The sequence below is a fragment of the Pleionea sp. CnH1-48 genome (genome assembly GCF_024124665.1).
GTDB lineage: Bacteria > Pseudomonadota > Gammaproteobacteria > Enterobacterales > Kangiellaceae > JAMXSB01.
The window spans coordinates 90963-107450 of the sequence record NZ_JAMXSB010000018.1; the positions used below are offsets into that span (position 1 = coordinate 90963).

At 44.1% G+C, this 16488-nt stretch carries 16 protein-coding genes; 10 read left to right on the plus strand and 6 right to left on the minus strand.

The genetic code is table 11. From position 1 onward, the window contains the following. Positions 1-71 precede the first annotated feature (71 nt). The 6 genes from NH399_RS23260 (at position 72) to NH399_RS23285 (ending at position 7630) form a co-directional block, all read left to right on the plus strand. On the plus strand, positions 72-1616 hold the full coding sequence (locus tag NH399_RS23260; protein WP_253043657.1) for a sigma 54-interacting transcriptional regulator: 1545 nt from the start codon (positions 72-74) through the stop codon (positions 1614-1616). A gap of 319 nt (positions 1617-1935) precedes the next feature. After that, a complete protein-coding gene (gene hppD, locus NH399_RS23265) occupies positions 1936-3012 on the plus strand; it encodes a 4-hydroxyphenylpyruvate dioxygenase (protein ID WP_253043659.1) in 1077 nt (358 codons plus the stop codon). A gap of 70 nt (positions 3013-3082) precedes the next feature. Further along, a complete protein-coding gene (locus tag NH399_RS23270) occupies positions 3083-4213 on the plus strand; it encodes a homogentisate 1,2-dioxygenase (protein ID WP_253043661.1) in 1131 nt (376 codons plus the stop codon). A gap of 57 nt (positions 4214-4270) precedes the next feature. Further along, the gene (locus NH399_RS23275) at positions 4271-5257 is read left to right on the plus strand and encodes a fumarylacetoacetate hydrolase family protein (protein WP_253043662.1); all 987 of its coding nucleotides are present in this window, start codon (positions 4271-4273) and stop codon (positions 5255-5257) included. Positions 5258-5493: 236 nt separating this feature from the next. Then, positions 5494-6144: a maleylacetoacetate isomerase gene (gene maiA / locus NH399_RS23280; RefSeq protein WP_253043663.1), complete on the plus strand. Its 651-nt coding sequence runs from the start codon at positions 5494-5496 to the stop codon at positions 6142-6144. Between the two features lie 106 nt (positions 6145-6250). Next, positions 6251-7630 carry a DUF3466 family protein gene (locus NH399_RS23285; RefSeq protein WP_253043665.1) on the plus strand — a complete coding sequence of 460 codons (1380 nt, stop codon included), beginning with the start codon at positions 6251-6253 and terminating at the stop codon, positions 7628-7630. A gap of 24 nt (positions 7631-7654) precedes the next feature. Here NH399_RS23285 and NH399_RS23290 read toward each other — a convergent pair whose 3' ends face one another. From NH399_RS23290 to NH399_RS23300, 3 genes are all read right to left on the minus strand, one after another. Beyond that, on the minus strand, positions 7655-7840 hold the full coding sequence (locus NH399_RS23290) for a hypothetical protein (protein WP_253043667.1): 186 nt from the start codon (positions 7838-7840) through the stop codon (positions 7655-7657). A gap of 58 nt (positions 7841-7898) precedes the next feature. Continuing rightward, the gene (locus tag NH399_RS23295; RefSeq protein ID WP_253043669.1) at positions 7899-8159 is read right to left on the minus strand and encodes a hypothetical protein; all 261 of its coding nucleotides are present in this window, start codon (positions 8157-8159) and stop codon (positions 7899-7901) included. A 344-nt stretch (positions 8160-8503) separates the two neighbouring features. Beyond that, positions 8504-10162, minus strand: a complete 1659-nt coding sequence (locus NH399_RS23300) for an electron transfer flavoprotein-ubiquinone oxidoreductase (RefSeq protein WP_253043671.1) — start codon at positions 10160-10162, stop codon at positions 8504-8506. A 422-nt stretch (positions 10163-10584) separates the two neighbouring features. Here NH399_RS23300 and NH399_RS23305 point away from each other — a divergent pair, with 422 nt between their 5' ends. Together NH399_RS23305 and NH399_RS23310 are read left to right on the plus strand one after the other, a co-directional pair. Beyond that, on the plus strand, positions 10585-11334 hold the full coding sequence (locus NH399_RS23305) for an electron transfer flavoprotein subunit beta/FixA family protein (protein ID WP_253043672.1): 750 nt from the start codon (positions 10585-10587) through the stop codon (positions 11332-11334). Beyond that, positions 11335-12267, plus strand: a complete 933-nt coding sequence (locus NH399_RS23310) for an electron transfer flavoprotein subunit alpha/FixB family protein (protein WP_253043674.1) — start codon at positions 11335-11337, stop codon at positions 12265-12267. 63 nt (positions 12268-12330) lie between these two features. On the opposite strand, the gene NH399_RS23315 is transcribed toward NH399_RS23310, so the two are convergent. The 3 genes from NH399_RS23315 to NH399_RS23325 all read right to left on the minus strand — a co-directional run bounded on the left by NH399_RS23315 (position 12331) and on the right by NH399_RS23325 (position 13951). Next, entirely contained in the window at positions 12331-13152 is an 822-nt protein-coding gene (locus tag NH399_RS23315) for an NAD(P)-dependent oxidoreductase (protein ID WP_253043676.1), read from the minus strand. Positions 13153-13228: 76 nt separating this feature from the next. Beyond that, on the minus strand, positions 13229-13438 hold the full coding sequence (locus tag NH399_RS23320; protein ID WP_253043678.1) for a SlyX family protein: 210 nt from the start codon (positions 13436-13438) through the stop codon (positions 13229-13231). A 27-nt stretch (positions 13439-13465) separates the two neighbouring features. After that, a complete protein-coding gene (locus tag NH399_RS23325) occupies positions 13466-13951 on the minus strand; it encodes a redoxin domain-containing protein (RefSeq protein WP_253043680.1) in 486 nt (161 codons plus the stop codon). Between the two features lie 303 nt (positions 13952-14254). Between NH399_RS23325 and NH399_RS23330 the strand changes: the two genes are divergently transcribed. Both NH399_RS23330 and NH399_RS23335 read left to right on the plus strand, forming a co-directional pair. Next, positions 14255-15643, plus strand: a complete 1389-nt coding sequence (locus tag NH399_RS23330; protein ID WP_253043682.1) for a M20/M25/M40 family metallo-hydrolase — start codon at positions 14255-14257, stop codon at positions 15641-15643. Between the two features lie 77 nt (positions 15644-15720). Beyond that, positions 15721-16473 (plus strand): enoyl-CoA hydratase, encoded by a 753-nt coding sequence (locus NH399_RS23335; protein WP_253043684.1) that lies wholly within the window; start codon positions 15721-15723, stop codon positions 16471-16473. The last annotated feature ends 15 nt before the right edge of the window (positions 16474-16488 follow it).

Here is a 16488-nt window from a genome sequence, read left to right on the forward strand (position 1 = left end):
TTTTATCCGAAGATGTAGGCTGAGAGTATTTTAAAATGCAAGGGCATAGTTATTTTGCCAGGGTGTGATGTGTGATCCGATTAGTTCTGACCTGTGATGATCGACTTGGACTGACTCAGGAGGTGCTTACCTGTCTGGTGGAGCATGCAATAGACTTACGCGGCATTGAACTGGCCGAGCGTAAGCTCTACTTAAAAATTAAAGCAATCGACTCTGTTCCCTTGCAAAAGTTGATGCAACAGATGCTCGTTATCGAAGGTATACACGATTGGCAACTCGTCGAATTGATGCCCGGTGAAAGAGAGCATATTGAAATTCAGGCTTTGATCACAGGCTATCCAGAAGCGGCTGCATCATTCGACTCAGAAGGTGTTTTGTTGGCAGCCAGTCCGGCTTTTTTTCGTTTATTTCAGATGGAATCAAACGCCGTTGTTGAGCCTGTTTGTCTAAAAGATATTTTTCCGCATCAGGAAGGCACTTTACTCACTTTGATCCGAGCCGGTTATGGCCAGCATACGTTAATCTTTGGCGATAAAACGTTGTTGGTTGAATTGTTTCCGTTAGAGCAACAAGAGGGCATCGAGCCTGTTGGTCGTGCGGGGGCTGTGGTTATTTTTCGTGAGCCAGTGCAGGTCGCGCAGCAAATTGAACGGTGGCAACGCAGTAAAAATATCGGGTTTGAACAGGTTGTTGCTGTGAGCGATGCGATGACCAATGTGTTGGAGCAGGCTAAACAAATTGGGCAACTGGACGCGCCTCTATTGATAGAGGGCGAGACAGGCGTTGGCAAAGAGTTGATAGCTCGTTGCTGTCATCATTTACGCTCTAAAGATAAACCCTTTATGGCGCTAAATTGTGCTGCTTTACCAGATAATGCGGCTGAACATGAACTCTTTGGATATGCCAGCGGAGCATTTGAAGGAGCAGTAGAAGGCGGCAAGCCAGGTTTGCTGGAACTCGCTCATGGCGGAACTCTGTGTTTTGACGAAATCGGCGAGATGTCGCCTTATCTACAGGTGAAGCTGCTGCGGTTCTTGGAAGAAGGCGCCTTTCGCCGAGTCGGCACCAACGATGAAGTTCGTGTGAATGTGCGTGTTGTGGCGACGACGCAAAAAGATCTGCGCTCTTTATGCGAGCAACAATTGTTTCGAGAAGATCTTTTCTATCGATTGAATGTACTTAATTTGCAAGTTCCTCCGTTGCGTCGTCGTAAAAATGATATTGAGCCTTTGGCAGAGTATTTTATTGATATGGCCTGTCAGCGTTTGCAGAAACCCTTGTGCTCATTAACGGTGCGAGCTCGGCAGGCACTAAGGCGCTACAATTGGCCTGGCAATGTGCGCGAGTTAGAAAATACGATATTTCGAGCGGTCTCTATGACAACCTCGGAACAAATTACCACACGGTTGCTGCACATGCCGATGATGCAGGTGATGGATGATGAATTAGACGATCTGGAACAGGTCACTTTGCATCAGGCCATCCATCAGTTTGAGAAGCGGTTACTAGAGCATCTATATCCTCTCTATCCCAGTAGTCGCAAGTTAGGTCAACGTTTAGGCATCTCGCATACGGCGGTCGCTAAGAAATTAAAACAATTTGGAATAAAAGACTAAACGGATGATGCTTTGGTAGCAGGTGTAAACTTTAGTTTACACCTGTTAAAGACCCATAAACTTTGAATTTTCAGGCTTTTTCTATTTCAGTGATACCTGTAAACTATTGTTTACACTTGATAAACTGTTTTTTAGATATCTTAAATTATTACATTAAAATCAAGTGTTTATATTCTCGTTAAAATCCCTATAATAGTGTACTAATTGCGACAGAGAGTTTGTGGGTTTGGTGCTTGGGCCGCCTAAGAGCAGAGCGTTAGATTCTGAGGCCACATCTCTACTTTTACACTTTTGATTTATTAACTTAAGAGAGCTGGATATGACTGACTCTACAATTAATCCTTTAGGCACAGACGGTTTTGAATTTGTTGAGTATGCTGCTCCAAACGCAGAAGGCGTTGAGAAGCTGAAAAAACTTTTTGCTTTGTTGGGCTTTACGCCTATCGGTAAACACAAGCGCAAAGACGTTACTTTATTCCGTCAAGGCGACATCAACTTTTTAGTTAACGCCGAGAGCGACAGTTATTTCCGCGAGTTTTCTAACGCTCATGGCCCTTGTGCCTGTGCGATGGCTTTCCGTGTAAAAGACGCTCAAAAAGCTTATGAGCATGCGGTAGCTAACGGTGCTAAGCCGTTCGATAAAGCTGATCTTGTTGATGGTGAGTTGAAGGTTCCTGCGGTTTACGGTATTGGCGATTCGGTTCTTTACTTTGTTGACCAGTACGGTGAAAAAACGATTTACGACAACGACTTCGAATATTTTGAAGGCGTTGATATTCATCCTGCCGGTGTTGGTTTATACGAGCTTGACCATCTTACGCACAATGTTAAGCGCGGTAATATGGATGTATGGTCTGGCTTTTATGAGCGCATCGGTAACTTCCGCGAAATCCGCTACTTCGATATCGAAGGTAAATTAACGGGTCTATTAAGCCGCGCAATGACAGCTCCTTGTGGCAAGATTCGTATTCCAATTAACGAATCATCTGACGACAAGTCTCAGATTGAAGAGTACTTACGTGAGTACAATGGTGAAGGTATTCAGCACATCGCTCTGACTGCTGAAGATATTTACGATACCGTTCGTAAGTTACGTGAAATCGGTATGGACTTTATGCCTACACCTGATACTTACTACGAGAAAATCGATACGCGTGTTCCTGGACACGAAGAAAACATCGATAACCTGCGTGAGCTACGTATTTTGGTTGATGGTGCTCCTGTTGAAGGTGATGGTATCTTATTGCAGATCTTTACTCAGACAGTGATTGGCCCAATCTTCTTTGAGATTATCCAGCGTAAAGGTAATCAGGGCTTCGGTGAAGGTAACTTTAAAGCTCTATTTGAGTCGATTGAAGAAGACCAAATCCGCCGCGGTGTTATTACCGCCGAGTAATTGATTCCATCACATAAAGGCGGCTAACTTATGTTAGTCGTTTTTATTTTGACTATTGGGAGAATTGTTTATGCGTAAATGGATCTCTTTTCCTCATAAAGAGGGGACCATTTCTCGTCAGGCTCACGCTGACTTTCCAGAAGAAGCTATCTATGAGCGTGAAGCAGGGCGCAGCGGTTTCTTTGGCCCAACGGCTCACTTCCACCATCAACGACCACCTACAAGCTGGGATAGCTGGGAAGGCCCATTGCGTCCGCGAGCATTTGATTTAAATCAAATGAATGTGACGGCACCAACGCCTTTTGAAGCACCTCTGGTATTGCATAATGCAGCCTGTAAATTCCGTTTATGGCGTTGTGAAGGCAATATGAAGTCATTGGTGCGTAACGCGGACGGCGATGATCTATTATTTGTTCATGAAGGCAGTGGTTCATTGTTCTGTGACTATGGACACATGGACATTCGTGATGGCGATTATGTGGTCATTCCGCGCGGAACTATGTGGCGTTTAGAAACCGAATCATCAATGACTCTGTTGGTGATTGAGGCAACTAACGACTCTTATCAATTACCAGAAAAAGGTTTGGTGGGACCGCAGGCGATTTTTGATCCGGCGATGTTGGATGTACCAGAAATCAACGATACGTTTAAAGCGCAGCAAACGGATGACTCTTGGACCGTTAAGATTAAACGCCTTGATGAGATCTCAACGGTAAGTTACTCCTACAGTCCTCTTGATGCATTAGGCTGGCACGGTGATTTGGCGGTTGTACGCATTAACTGGCGTGATATTCGTCCTCTGATGTCTCATCGATACCACTTACCGCCTTCTGCTCACACTACCTTTGTTGCGAGTCGTTTTGTGGTTTGTACTTTTGTACCGCGACCAATTGAGTCGGATCCTGGCGCTTTGAAAGTACCTTTTTATCACAACAACGATGATTTTGATGAAGTGCTGTTCTATCATGCGGGTGACTTCTTTAGCCGTGATAATATTGATGCGGGCATGATCACTTTCCATCCTTCTGGTTTCACTCATGGGCCTCATCCAAAGGCGTTTGAAGCTGGTCGTAATTATGCCAAAAAAGAAACCGATGAAGTGGCTGTGATGCTGGATACGCGTGATCCATTGCAGGTAGGGGAGAGTACCTCAGCCGTTGAAAATCCAGCCTATGCTGATAGCTGGAAAGCAAAAGACTAATCTGTTAGCTCATTAGTTCTGAGTTAATAAAACGAATGATAATTGAGAATGTAACCCATGAAATTAGCATCCTTAAAAAACAATACTCGTGACGGCCAGTTAGTGGTTGTTAGCCGTGACTTAACTAAAGCGGTAGCGGTTCCTCATGTGGCTGCAACTATGCAGGCGTTGCTTGATAACTGGGCTGAGCTTTCACCTAAAGCCGAAGAAGTGTATGCGGCGTTGAATAATGGTGAAGTCGACGGCGCTTTCGATTTTGATCAAACCAAGTGCGAATCACCGCTTCCTCGAGCTTATCAGTGGGCCGATGGCAGTGCTTATGTGAATCACGTTGAGCTAGTGCGTAAAGCGCGTGGCGCAGAGATGCCAGAAACTTTCTGGACTGATCCGCTGATGTATCAAGGTGGCAGCGATGCATTTTTGGGGCCTCGTGATGACATAGAAATGGCATCTGAAGACTATGGCATCGATATGGAATCTGAAGTAGCGGTTATTACTGATGATTTGCCTATGGCACCAACGATTGAAGAAGCGCGCGACTCTATCCGCTTATTAATGTTGGTTAACGATGTGTCTTTGCGTAATTTGATTCCTGGAGAATTAGCGAAAGGTTTTGGTTTCTTCCAAAGTAAGCCTTCTAGCGCGTTTTCTCCGGTCGCTGTTACACCAGATGAAATGGGCGATGCTTGGGATGGTTATAAAGTAAACTTACCATTAGTGACTCATTTGAATGACGAGCTGTTTGGTCAGCCAAACTGCGGCGTTGACATGACATTTGATTTCCCTACCATTGTGCGTCATGCTGCTAAAACACGTCCATTAGGTGCGGGAGCGATTGTTGGTTCAGGTACTATCTCTAACTATGATCGCAGCGCGGGTTCTAGCTGCTTGGCCGAAAAACGTATGCTGGAAACCATTGCCAATGGTAAGCCTGAAACTTCTTTCATGAAGTTTGGTGATAAAGTGCGCATCGAGATGTTTAATAAAGACGGTGATAACATCTTTGGTACCATTGAACAGAATGTACGTGAGTATAAGCGTTAATTGATTTCGCTTTTTATTCAACGGCCAGGAAATGTGAGTTTTCTGGCCGTTTTGGTTTTCAACCTGAGTAACCTAGGCGTTTAACTATTACCCAAAGTATTTCAAGGCGTAGGCAGCAAGTGAACTCCCTGAACTTAGATGGACTAAGTTATTGGAGAGTGCGGCGCAGCCAACACCGCAGTACCCTAAAAAGACAACGGGTATATCCTGCAACTGGATGAGAGAGGATTATTAATATGCTCAAACTATTTGGCTATTGGCGTTCTACCGCAGCTTATCGCGTTCGTATTGCATTGAACATAAAGCAAGTACCTTATGAAAATTTATCCGTTCATTTGGTTAAAGATGGCGGCGAACAGCACAAATCAGAATATCGAGCATTAAACCCGCAAGGTCTGGTGCCAACATTGGTTGACGGAGAGCTGAAGTTAAGCCAATCCATGGCGATTTTGGAGTACTTGGAAGAAAAATATCCCAGCCCTGCATTGTTGCCAGCGAACCTACAGTTACGTGCAGAAATTCGCGCCTTCTGTCAGATGATTGCCTGTGATATTCATCCGCTGAATAATTTGCGTGTTCTCAAATATCTTGCTGGACCTTTGTCGGTAGCAGATGAGCAAAAAAATCAGTGGTATGCGCACTGGATCACAGAAGGCTTTAAAGCTGTTGAATCTTTAGCCAGTCAATACTCAGACAAAGGACCATTTTGCTTTGGTCGTGAACTTTCTATGGCCGATATGTGTCTTATTCCTCAGATATATAATGCACATCGGTTTAATGTGCCACTGGATGCGTTTCCTCGGTTAGTTAGCATTAATGAGCACTGTTTGTCATTAGCTGCTTTTCGGGATGCATTGCCCGAAAGTCAACCCGATGCGGTCAGTTAACGTTATTTAGTTGAATATGTTGCTTGTACCCATAGCTCACTGATATATACTAGCTGCCGAAAATTCGGACTGAATAACAAGATTTAAAGAATCACAAGGTGTATGAATGCGAATGGTTAAATCCACCTGCGCTGTGTTGATAAGCGCTCTAACCTGTTCTGCGGTAAGTGCTGCAGAGTACTATGATGTTATTGATTTAGGTCGTTTAGGTGATGATACCCTCGCCCTCAACCAACGTGCCTCCTATACGTTTGCTTTGAATGCTAATGGTCTGGTAGCTGGATACAGCTTCGGACAATACCCGCATCCAGACGGCGAGAGTGATGCCTTGTTTGGTAATCGCCCTGTTTCTTATGCTGGAACAGCCAATACAGCTCCTGTGAGCTTATTAGCTGATGATTATTCTGGTGTTGGTGCTGCATTTGGTATGAACGACACAGGTATGCTGGTGGGTGAAGTGAGACCTCATGTTCAAGAAGACATTACTGATGATGATGGTAATGTGACTGGTACTCGCACCGTGCTTAAAGATACCCAAGCGGTTATTTTCCAAAATGGCGCAACAACATTCTTAGAGTTTGGTGATGACTATACTGCTTTTATGCGCGCCTTTGATGTCAATAATAGCGGCTGGATGGTCGGTGAAGGTCAACGCATATTGACCCGCAACGATGACAACAGTATTGCAACAAGCGGTGGTCGTGGGTTTTTGTATGACATCAATAACACAACCATCACCAACCTAGAACCCAGCAGTGGTACTGACGGTATTAATTTTTCTAATGCCACGACTATCAATAATGCAGGCTTCTTTGCTGGAGTATCAACGATTCTCAATGCTGATAATGCATCGATTCGTCGTGGATACATCGCCTCAATCAATTCTCCTGAAACGTTAACTCCTGTAGAAGCTTTGGGCGGTTACGTTCATCGTGTTAATGACATCAACGAAAGCAATGTTGTTGTTGGTATTGCGGCTTTAGAAGGGGAGAGTGGAATTAATCTCCAGTTTTCTAAGTATGCTGGCTTTATTACAGATACTGCGACTGGAGAAGTTACTAATATCGGTTATCTTGTGGATACGTTAGAACAATCTAACGCCATCGGTATCAACGATGCGGGTGTTGTTGTTGGATCTGCGCGTCTTACAAGCTCGCCAGCTTCTTATGCCGGGGTGATTTATGAGAATGGTCAGCTTGGTGATTTGAATAAGCGCATTGATTGTGATGCGGGCTGGGTTATTGGTGAGGCTAAAGCCATCAATAATGCTGGAGAGATTATCGGTTTTGGAGCTTTTTTGCAGGAACAGACTGATGGTCGTATGTTGCATGAGCCCCGCGCTTACAAGCTGGTTCCTAGAACAGAGCCTGTTAACCAAAGTTGTAACACCACAACAACACCAGATAGTGGCAGCGGATCTCTCGGATGGAGCGCTGGGTTATTATTGTTGCTTGGTTTTGCCAGAAGACGTCAAAACCAGAAATAAAAAAAGCGGCTAAAGCCGCTTTTTTTATTCTAGAATTTCGACCAGATGACGTAGCCCTATGTCTTTATAGAAGCTCTGTTCTTCTGTTACCAGATTAGCAAATAAATTAATTTGGTCCGTCGTTATCTCATGCTGATTTGCGTTTGCTTGGAGCAAATAAGCACTCTCATCCTGATTATTCGCATCTGGGGTGGTTACATCTAACATCATACCCTCCTGCTACTCAGTTTTAGTGCATCTATCGTAATAGTGATAGATTTCAATTCTATTAAAGTGATTGGTTTTGCTGCTCAGAATGCGCTAACTCATCACTAAAAATAAATTTTGCTGCTGCATTAATCTTCTCTGATATGCGAGCATCATGATTCCAGTCTTCTGGATATGAACCAATTGACTGGATATGCTCTTCCATGAGGGGTTGGCTGAGTGACTGTTGCAAGAAAATTTCAGTGCTTACTTCAAACTCTGCCATCCGGGTGTTTTCTGTACCTAAGCACAGCTGCCCGTCATTCTTTGTGTACCAATACATTACCTAAACCCCTACCGCGTGTATAAAACTTAATTACTGGGATATAGCTGATTGTTATATTTTTGTGCAGCGAGCGCCCAGTCTAATGGCTTATTATTATTATTGCAACCAAACTGTCTAAAAAATGAGCTTTTAATTGCAAACAAGTATATAGCCTATTTATTGTTATTTGCTAAGAGTCCATGGACTTTCGAAGCTACTCTAACATTAAAAAAAGGTGCATTTAGATTCTGTGACAGATATCACAAAGATAGTGTGAAATTTACCAAGCTTACGATTATTGTGAGATAAGATATTGAGGTGAGATGCTCAGAGCGGTGAAAACACAGCTCTGAGCGATAAAATTACATATTGGGATAATTTGGCCCACCAGCACCTTCAGGGGTTACCCAGGTAATATTTTGTCGCGGATCTTTGATATCGCAAGTCTTACAGTGAACACAGTTCTGCGAATTGATCTGCAATGAAGGATTATTACCATCATCATCCCGGATTATTTCATAGACGCCTGCGGGGCAGTAGCGTTGCGCTGGCTCATCGTACTCCTTTAAATTGACTTCGATAGGAATATTCGGGTCGGTCAACTGAAGGTGTACTGGCTGATCTTCTTCATGATTAGTATTCGAGATAAAGACAGAGGACAGTTTGTCGAAAGACAGCTTACCATCAGGCTTCGGATAATCAATGATTTTGCAATCAGCTGCTGGGCGCATTGCTGCGTGGTCTGCCTTAGTATCGCGAAGTGTCCAAGGTAACTTGCCACCAAAAATATTCAGGTCAATAAAGCTGTAAGCAGAACCAACCAAGTTGCCCCATTTGTGCTGAGCTGGGCCAAAATTCCGTTGCTCGTGCAGTTCTTTCCATGCCCAGCTGTTTTCGTAAGCTGAGCTGTATTCTGTTAGCTCATCACTGGCACGATCATTGGCCAGGGCTGCCGCAACGACTTCGGCTGCGATCATGCCAGACTTCATTGCAGTATGAGAGCCTTTGATTTTGGCAAAGTTGAGTGTTCCTGCGTCGTCACCAATTAATAAGCCACCTGCAAAGGTCATTTTGGGTTGAGACTGTAAACCACCTTTAACAATCGCTCGCGCACCGTAAGAAACACGCTCTCCACCCTCAAGATATTGCTTGATAACAGGATGGTGTTTGTAGCGTTGGAACTCATCAAATGGGCTGACATGTGGATTGTCATAAGATAGGTCAGTAATCAGGCCAACGGCAATCTGATTATCTTCGATGTGGTAAAGGAAACCACCACCCGCACTACCACTTTCACTGAGCGGCCAACCTGCTGAGTGTACCACCAGGCCTTCCTGGTGCTGCTCGGCAGGGACTTTCCAGAGTTCTTTGATACCGATACCGTAGTGCTGAGGATCTTTGTCTTTATCTAGCTCAAATTTTTGGATCAATTGTTTGCCAAGGTGGCCGCGACAACCTTCGGCAAATAAGGTGTATTTGGCATGAAGTTCCATGCCCGCCATAAATCCGTCTTTTTGCGAGCCGTCTTCTGCAACACCCATATCACCAGTGACGATGCCTTTTACACTACCATCGTCGTTGTATAGAATGTCTGATGCTGCAAAACCGGGGAATATTTCTACACCCATGGCTTCGGCTTGTTCTGCCAACCAGCGGCATAGATTACCCAGGCTGATAATGTAGTTGCTTTCGTTGTGCATGGTTTTGGGAACGAACAGGCCTGGGACTTTAATTGCGTTTTGTTCAGAACGCATAAAGTAGATATCGTCACCGTTTACTGCGGTATTAAGAGGAGCACCTTTTTCTTTCCAGTCTGGGATGAGCTCATTCAAAGCTGTTGGTTCAAATACAGCACCAGAAAGAATGTGAGCACCTACTTCAGAACCTTTCTCGACGACAACAATCGATATTTCTTTGCCCGTTTCTTGGGCGACTTGTGCCAACTTTATTGCTGATGAAAGCCCTGCTGGCCCTGCACCGACAATAACAACATCAAACTCCATCGATTCACGTTCTATCATGCTTGGTATCTCCTCCCGTAACTTGGATCTTTTTTATACTTATCTGGAACTTACAGCTTTCATTAATACTCTATTGGCAGGGATAGTGGTCATTTACCCCTAGTGGCCAAGCATTATAAGCGAAAGAGCAACTTTCGTTGAGTCACTTTTCCCTTCGTCTTTCAAATGACACCGGTGTTGGCTGCACTCGCTCACCCCAGTCACTTAGTTATCTAAGCTCAGGGGATTCGCTTGCTTGCCGCCTGGGTGTCATTCGAAATACTTCGGGTAATATATCGGTAATTCCAATGAATTTGGCTAGTTTTCGTGGCAAGGTAGTTGATTTTTAGTGCTGATCCCGTCAAAATCTTGCCATCATTTTCCACATTGCACCGCAATATCGCAATAAGTTCAACATTATACTTAACTCAGTAGGACAATCCATGAAAATTCTGGTAGCCGTCAAGCGCGTAATTGACTACAACGTGAAAGTTCGTGTCAAAGCTGACAATTCGGGTGTCGAGACTGCAAACGTAAAGATGTCTATGAACCCTTTCTGTGAAATCGCCGTTGAAGAAGCCGTGCGTTTAAAAGAGAAAGGCGTTGCCAGTGAGATCGTTGTTGTTTCTATCGGGCCTCAGCAGGCTCAAGAGACACTTCGCACTGCATTAGCTCTGGGAGCAGATCGAGCTGTTTTGGTTAAAACTGATGAAGAAGTTCAGCCATTAGCTGTCGCCAAGTTATTAAAAGAGGTGGTAGCAAAAGAAAGCCCCGATATGGTGATTATGGGTAAACAATCGATTGATGGAGATAACAACCAGGTTGGTCAAATGTTGTCTGCACTGATGGATTGGCCTCAAGGTACTTTCGCTTCTGAAGTTAATGTAGCTGACGGCTCTGTTAACGTAACTCGCGAAATTGACGGTGGATTACAAACCGTTGCATTGGACCTGCCTGCGGTTGTAACGACCGACTTACGTTTGAATGAACCTCGTTTTGCATCACTTCCAAACATTATGAAAGCGAAAAAGAAGCCGCTTGAAGAAATGTCTGTTGAAGATTTAGGCGTTAACATTGCTCCGCGCGTTAAAACATTAAAAGTAGAGCCACCTGCCACTCGTGAAGCAGGTATTAAAGTAGCTAGCGTTGAAGAGCTGGTTGACAAACTGAAGAATGAAGCGAAGGTGATCTAAATGACAACATTAGTGATTGCAGAACATAACAATGCTCAGCTTCAGAGTGCTACTTATAACACTATTGCTGCAGCTAAGAACCTATCTGGTGACGTTCATGTTTTAGTTGCTGGCCATAACTGTGGTGCAGCGGCTGAGCTAGCTGCCAAAGCAGATGGTGTTGCAAAAGTTTTAATGGTTAATGATGCGGCTTTTGAGCACTCATTAGCAGAATCTGTCGGTAATCTAGCAGCGAATTTAGCGGGTGATTACTCTCACATCTTGGCTCCAGCTACCACATTCGGTAAAAACTTTTTACCTCGAGTAGCGGCTAAGTTGGATGTGCAAATGATTTCTGACATTATCCGAGTTGAGTCAGACGATACTTTTGTTCGCCCTGTTTATGCGGGTAACGCGATTGCGACGGTTCAGTCGGCTGACGAAAAGAAAGTCATTACTGTTCGTGGTACTGCTTTTGACGCTGTAGCGGCAGAAGGCGGTAGTGCAGCGATTGAAGAAGTATCTGTTGGTGATGCTGCTTTCGGTAAGGCTTCTTTTGTTGGTGAAGAGCTGACTAAATCAGAGCGTCCAGAACTGACATCTGCCAACGTGATTATCTCTGGTGGTCGCGGTATGCAGAGCGGTGACAACTTCCACATGTTAGAAGAAATTGCTGACAAGTTGGGTGCAGCGGTAGGTGCATCTCGTGCAGCAGTTGACGCTGGTTTTGTTCCTAACGACTATCAGGTTGGTCAAACGGGTAAGATTGTTGCTCCAGAACTTTACATTGCTGTTGGTATCTCAGGTGCTATTCAGCACTTAGCAGGTATGAAAGACAGTAAAGTGATTGTTGCAATTAACAAAGACGAAGAAGCGCCTATTTTCCAAGTGGCTGATTATGGCTTGGTTGGTGATCTTTTCGCTGTATTGCCTGAGTTAAAAGAAGCTTTGTAATTTTTCTTTTAGCTTAATAAAAGGCGCTCTTTATAAGAGCGCCTTTTTTGTTTCTGCCATTTATTAATCGACAAACAGATCATTGTGGATGGGAGCTTCTGGATCGTTTGCGTATTTAGAAAAATCTTCTGTTCCACGAGAACGCAGTAACTCTTCATCAATTAGGCTCTGGCCTGTTAGATCGTTGCTTTGAGTTGTTAATATTTCGTAAGCGGCATCGGCCATAATGGCTGGCGTGCGACAATTTTTTAACATCTCTTTGTTGCCAACGGCGAATTCTATTGCCGCAGTCGAGATAATGGTTCTAGGCCATAACGCATTAACGGCAATGTTGCTGTCGCGTAATTCTTCCGCAAGTCCCATCGTAAATAATGTCATACCGTATTTGGTCGTTGTATAAGGGATATGAGCTTTCATCCATTTAGGACTAAAGTTCAGTGGTGGTGACAAACTTAAAATATGTGGGTTTGCTGATTGCTTTAAATAAGGGATAGCGTAATGAGCCGTTACAAACACGGCTCTTGCATTGATGGCATGCATTAAGTCGTAATGTTTAGGGCTGGTGTGCTCTAAAGGTGTAAGGCCAATAAAGCCTGCATTATTGATAACCGCATCAATACCGCCAAAGGTTTCTGCAACATGCTCCATCATTTTTTTTACATCCAGCTCTTTACGAACATCAAGCTGAATAGGTAAGGCTTTACCACCGGCTGCTTCTACTTCTGCGGCGACGGTATGTATTGTACCTGCCAGTTTAGGGTGTGGCTCAGCAGATTTTGAAGCGATGACAATGTTGGCTCCATCTGCCGCACATTTAAGTGCGATCTCTCGACCTATACCACGGCTGCTGCCGGTAATAATAATAGTTTTGTTGCTCAAACTCATAACCACAAATCCTCTTAATTTTCTTTTAAAGTGTAAAGGTTTGGTTTACCTGATAAAACGTCTCACAAATGCGTCCCTAATAGTGCGGAGGCGGAGGCTCATTTTGAGCAGGAGTCGTTGATATTTCCTGAAGCGACTGTAGTCGAGCTGATAATTTTATTAGCTCTTTTTTTAGTTCATCAATTTGAGATTGCTGATGAATGATGACATCATTTAGAGTATCAATGGTGTCATCCTGGAAAGCTACTTTGCTTTCCAGTTCTGTTATTCTGTCTTCTGAATTCATTATATTGAAACCGTTTTAAGCCCTAGATTAAGCTAACGCGCTTTCTATATTTTTTGCGATATCCTGAGGCTTATCTTTAGGAGCAAATCGTTTAATAACCTGACCGTCTTTGCCAACCAAAAACTTAGTGAAGTTCCACTTAATGCTTTTGCTGCCCAGAATTCCTGGCGCTTCTTGCTTTAAATAATCAAATACCGGAGCTGCAGCTTCTCCGTTGACATCGACTTTGTCGAACAAAGGGAAGGTGACAGAGAAACGAGTCATACAAAAGTTTTTGATAGCTTCATTATCTCCAGGCTCTTGTTTACCAAACTGGTTACAGGGAAATGCCAGGATCTCAAAACCTTGTTCGCTGTAAGTTTCGTATAAAGCTTCCAGGCCTTCATACTGAGGAGTAAAGCCACACTCACTGGCAGTATTTACAATTAGTAACACTTTTCCTTTGTAGTCAGAAAGTGCTTTATCGGAGCCGTCATTGAGCTTGGCTGTGAAGTCATAAATACTTTTGTCCACTGTGTTCTCCCGTGTTAGTTTGATTCACCGTAAGGCGCTTTAGTTTGTTTAGGGATAGGCATGTTTAATTATTTGAGATATTTGGCTCGGATAGTTTTATTTTCATGCCTGTTTGCATCTTACAACAGTAGAAGGGTTTTGATAATCTTTAGCGTCTATTTCATTGATGACTTTTCTAATTCTTAACTTTTAAGGTTAAGTTTGCCTTTTTTGTAGGCAATATGGGCGCTTTTTCGGCTCATTTTGTGGAACTTCAACAGCATAGTCGTCAGTCGGCTGTTATGTAATGACTGGAGAATAATAATGAAAAACTTGTTAGCAGTGGTTTTGGGCGTGGTCTGTGTTTCCGGCATGGCAGCTGAGCCTCTAGTGAAGAGTGAACTGAAACATGTGCAGCAGATACGAGAAGCCGCACTGAAGAGTTCATTGGGTTACGACATTTTAGAGTCGCTGACCACAGAAGTTGGGCCGCGTATGGCAGGCACCGAAGGGGATGCCAGAGCGGTAAAATGGGCTGTCGCCAAGTTTAAGCAGCTTGGGTTTGACTCGGTTAAAAAAGAACCGGTGACTTTTCCTGTATGGAATCGAGGAATAGAAAAAGCAGAAGTCTTAGCGCCATATCCGCAACCTTTAATGATCACTGCATTAGGTAACAGTGTTGGAACCGGACCTAAAGGACTACGTGGAGAAATTGTCCACTTTGAAACTTTTAAACAGCTGACAGAAGCAGAAGCTGGCAAGGTTGAGGGCAAAATTGTTTTTATCAGTTATAAAATGAAAAAGACTCGTGATGGTTCGGATTATGGAAACGCCGTTGCTGCTCGTAGTCGAGGTGCTTCCGAGGCCGCTAAAAAGGGCGCTAAGGCCATTGTGATTCGTTCTATAGGTACTGACTCGGATCGTTTGCCTCATACCGGTATGATGCGTTATGCCGAGAACGTGACCAAGATACCTGCTGCTGCTTTGTCGAACCCCGATGCCGATCTGTTACTCAATCAATTAAAACGTGGTAAGCCTGTTGAAATTGGGCTGACAATGACCGCTGAGCAAACCGCAAAGCAGTATACGTCTTATAATGTTATTGGCGAAATCAAGGGGTATGAGAAACCTGATGAAGTGGTTGTGATCGGCGGGCATCTGGACTCATGGGATTTAGGTACGGGTGCTGTTGATGATGGTGCGGGTGTTGCGATTACCATGGCTGCTGCAAAAATTGTTAGCGAGATTAAGCGTCCTCGTCGAACTATTCGCGTAATTTTATGGGCGAATGAAGAGCAGGGACTCCATGGAGCTAAAGCTTATGCCGAAGCACATAAAGATGAATTGCGTCAGCATATTACTGGATCTGAGTCCGATTTTGGCGCCGGACCTATTTGGTCGTTCGATTGGCGAACGGATGGTAAGAGCGCTGCCTTTCTTGATCAGATGGCTTTGATGCTCAAGCCTCTGGGTGTAGAGAAAGGCTCTAATCGTGCCTGGGGTGGCCCCGATCTTAGTCCATTGAGAAGAGATGGCATGAGTGTGTTTAGTCTGCGTCAAGATGGAACTGACTATTTTGATTTACATCACACGGCCAACGATACTCTGGATAAGGTTGAACCCGAAAATATGGCTCAAAACGTTGCTGTTTATGCGGTGTTTGCCTATATGACGGCGCAAACAAAAGGTGACTTTGGCTTTAACCTAAAATAAAAGAAGGGGCTTTGACATTGCAACTGGCAGCGTCAAAGCATCAAAGATGACTGTAACAATAAATGAAAGGCTAGCTGATGAATTGCGAAGAAGTGTTAGTGTCTGAACAAGACGCGGTTGTCACTATCAAAATCAATCGCGAAGATAAAAAAAATGCGCTAACGGGAGCCATGTATTCTGCAATGGCGACAGCGCTTGTTGAGGCAGAGCAAAATGACCAGGCGCGAATGGTTCAGTTTGTGGGTGGAGCAGAAAGCTATTGTGCTGGAAACGATTTAAAAGACTTTGTTGAGCATCCTCCATTAGGTAACGACGCGCCAGTCTGGCAGTTTTTGCAGGCGCTAAGTTCGTTTTCAAAACCCATTATTGTGGGAGTTAACGGACCTGCAGTCGGGATAGGAACAACCATGTTATTGCATTGTGATTTGGTGGTTGCTTCCAGTGGAGCGGTTTTCACTACGCCATTTACATCTTTAGGTTTGTGTCCTGAAGCTGGTTCAAGCTTGCTTATGCCGATGCAAATGGGACTTAAAAAATCGGCGGAGTGGTTATTATTAGGTGACCGATTTAATGCTGAGCAGGCTTGTGAAGCGGGTGTAATCAACAAGGTAGTGGCCGATGCCGAAGCCGTAGAAGAACAGTTGGCTGCATGGCGTAAGAAGATTTTAAGATTGTCGCCAGAGGCAATAAAAGTATCTCGTCGCTTACTGCGTCAGGGAGTCACCAGCGAGCTTCAGTCTCGTATTAAAGAAGAAGGCGATCATTTTGTTGAGTTGTTGCAAAGTGATGATGCAAAAGCAGCCTTCGATGCTTTTTTAAATAAAAAGTAATTTATTACGGAAGTA

What these genes read in the sequence shown, in the direction of transcription:
- hppD (WP_253043659.1), top strand. Translation starts at nt 1,936, where the DNA reads ATGACTGACTCTACAATTAATCCTTTAGGCACAGACGGTTTTGAATTT.
- NH399_RS23270 (WP_253043661.1), top strand. Translation starts at nt 3,083, where the DNA reads ATGCGTAAATGGATCTCTTTTCCTCATAAAGAGGGGACCATTTCTCGT.
- NH399_RS23275 (WP_253043662.1), top strand. Translation starts at nt 4,271, where the DNA reads ATGAAATTAGCATCCTTAAAAAACAATACTCGTGACGGCCAGTTAGTG.
- maiA (WP_253043663.1), top strand. Translation starts at nt 5,494, where the DNA reads ATGCTCAAACTATTTGGCTATTGGCGTTCTACCGCAGCTTATCGCGTT.
- NH399_RS23285 (WP_253043665.1), top strand. Translation starts at nt 6,251, where the DNA reads ATGCGAATGGTTAAATCCACCTGCGCTGTGTTGATAAGCGCTCTAACC.
- NH399_RS23290 (WP_253043667.1), bottom strand. Translation starts at nt 7,840, where the DNA reads ATGATGTTAGATGTAACCACCCCAGATGCGAATAATCAGGATGAGAGT.
- NH399_RS23295 (WP_253043669.1), bottom strand. Translation starts at nt 8,159, where the DNA reads ATGTATTGGTACACAAAGAATGACGGGCAGCTGTGCTTAGGTACAGAA.
- NH399_RS23300 (WP_253043671.1), bottom strand. Translation starts at nt 10,162, where the DNA reads ATGATAGAACGTGAATCGATGGAGTTTGATGTTGTTATTGTCGGTGCA.
- NH399_RS23305 (WP_253043672.1), top strand. Translation starts at nt 10,585, where the DNA reads ATGAAAATTCTGGTAGCCGTCAAGCGCGTAATTGACTACAACGTGAAA.
- NH399_RS23310 (WP_253043674.1), top strand. Translation starts at nt 11,335, where the DNA reads ATGACAACATTAGTGATTGCAGAACATAACAATGCTCAGCTTCAGAGT.
- NH399_RS23315 (WP_253043676.1), bottom strand. Translation starts at nt 13,152, where the DNA reads ATGAGTTTGAGCAACAAAACTATTATTATTACCGGCAGCAGCCGTGGT.
- NH399_RS23320 (WP_253043678.1), bottom strand. Translation starts at nt 13,438, where the DNA reads ATGAATTCAGAAGACAGAATAACAGAACTGGAAAGCAAAGTAGCTTTC.
- NH399_RS23330 (WP_253043682.1), top strand. Translation starts at nt 14,255, where the DNA reads ATGAAAAACTTGTTAGCAGTGGTTTTGGGCGTGGTCTGTGTTTCCGGC.
- NH399_RS23335 (WP_253043684.1), top strand. Translation starts at nt 15,721, where the DNA reads ATGAATTGCGAAGAAGTGTTAGTGTCTGAACAAGACGCGGTTGTCACT.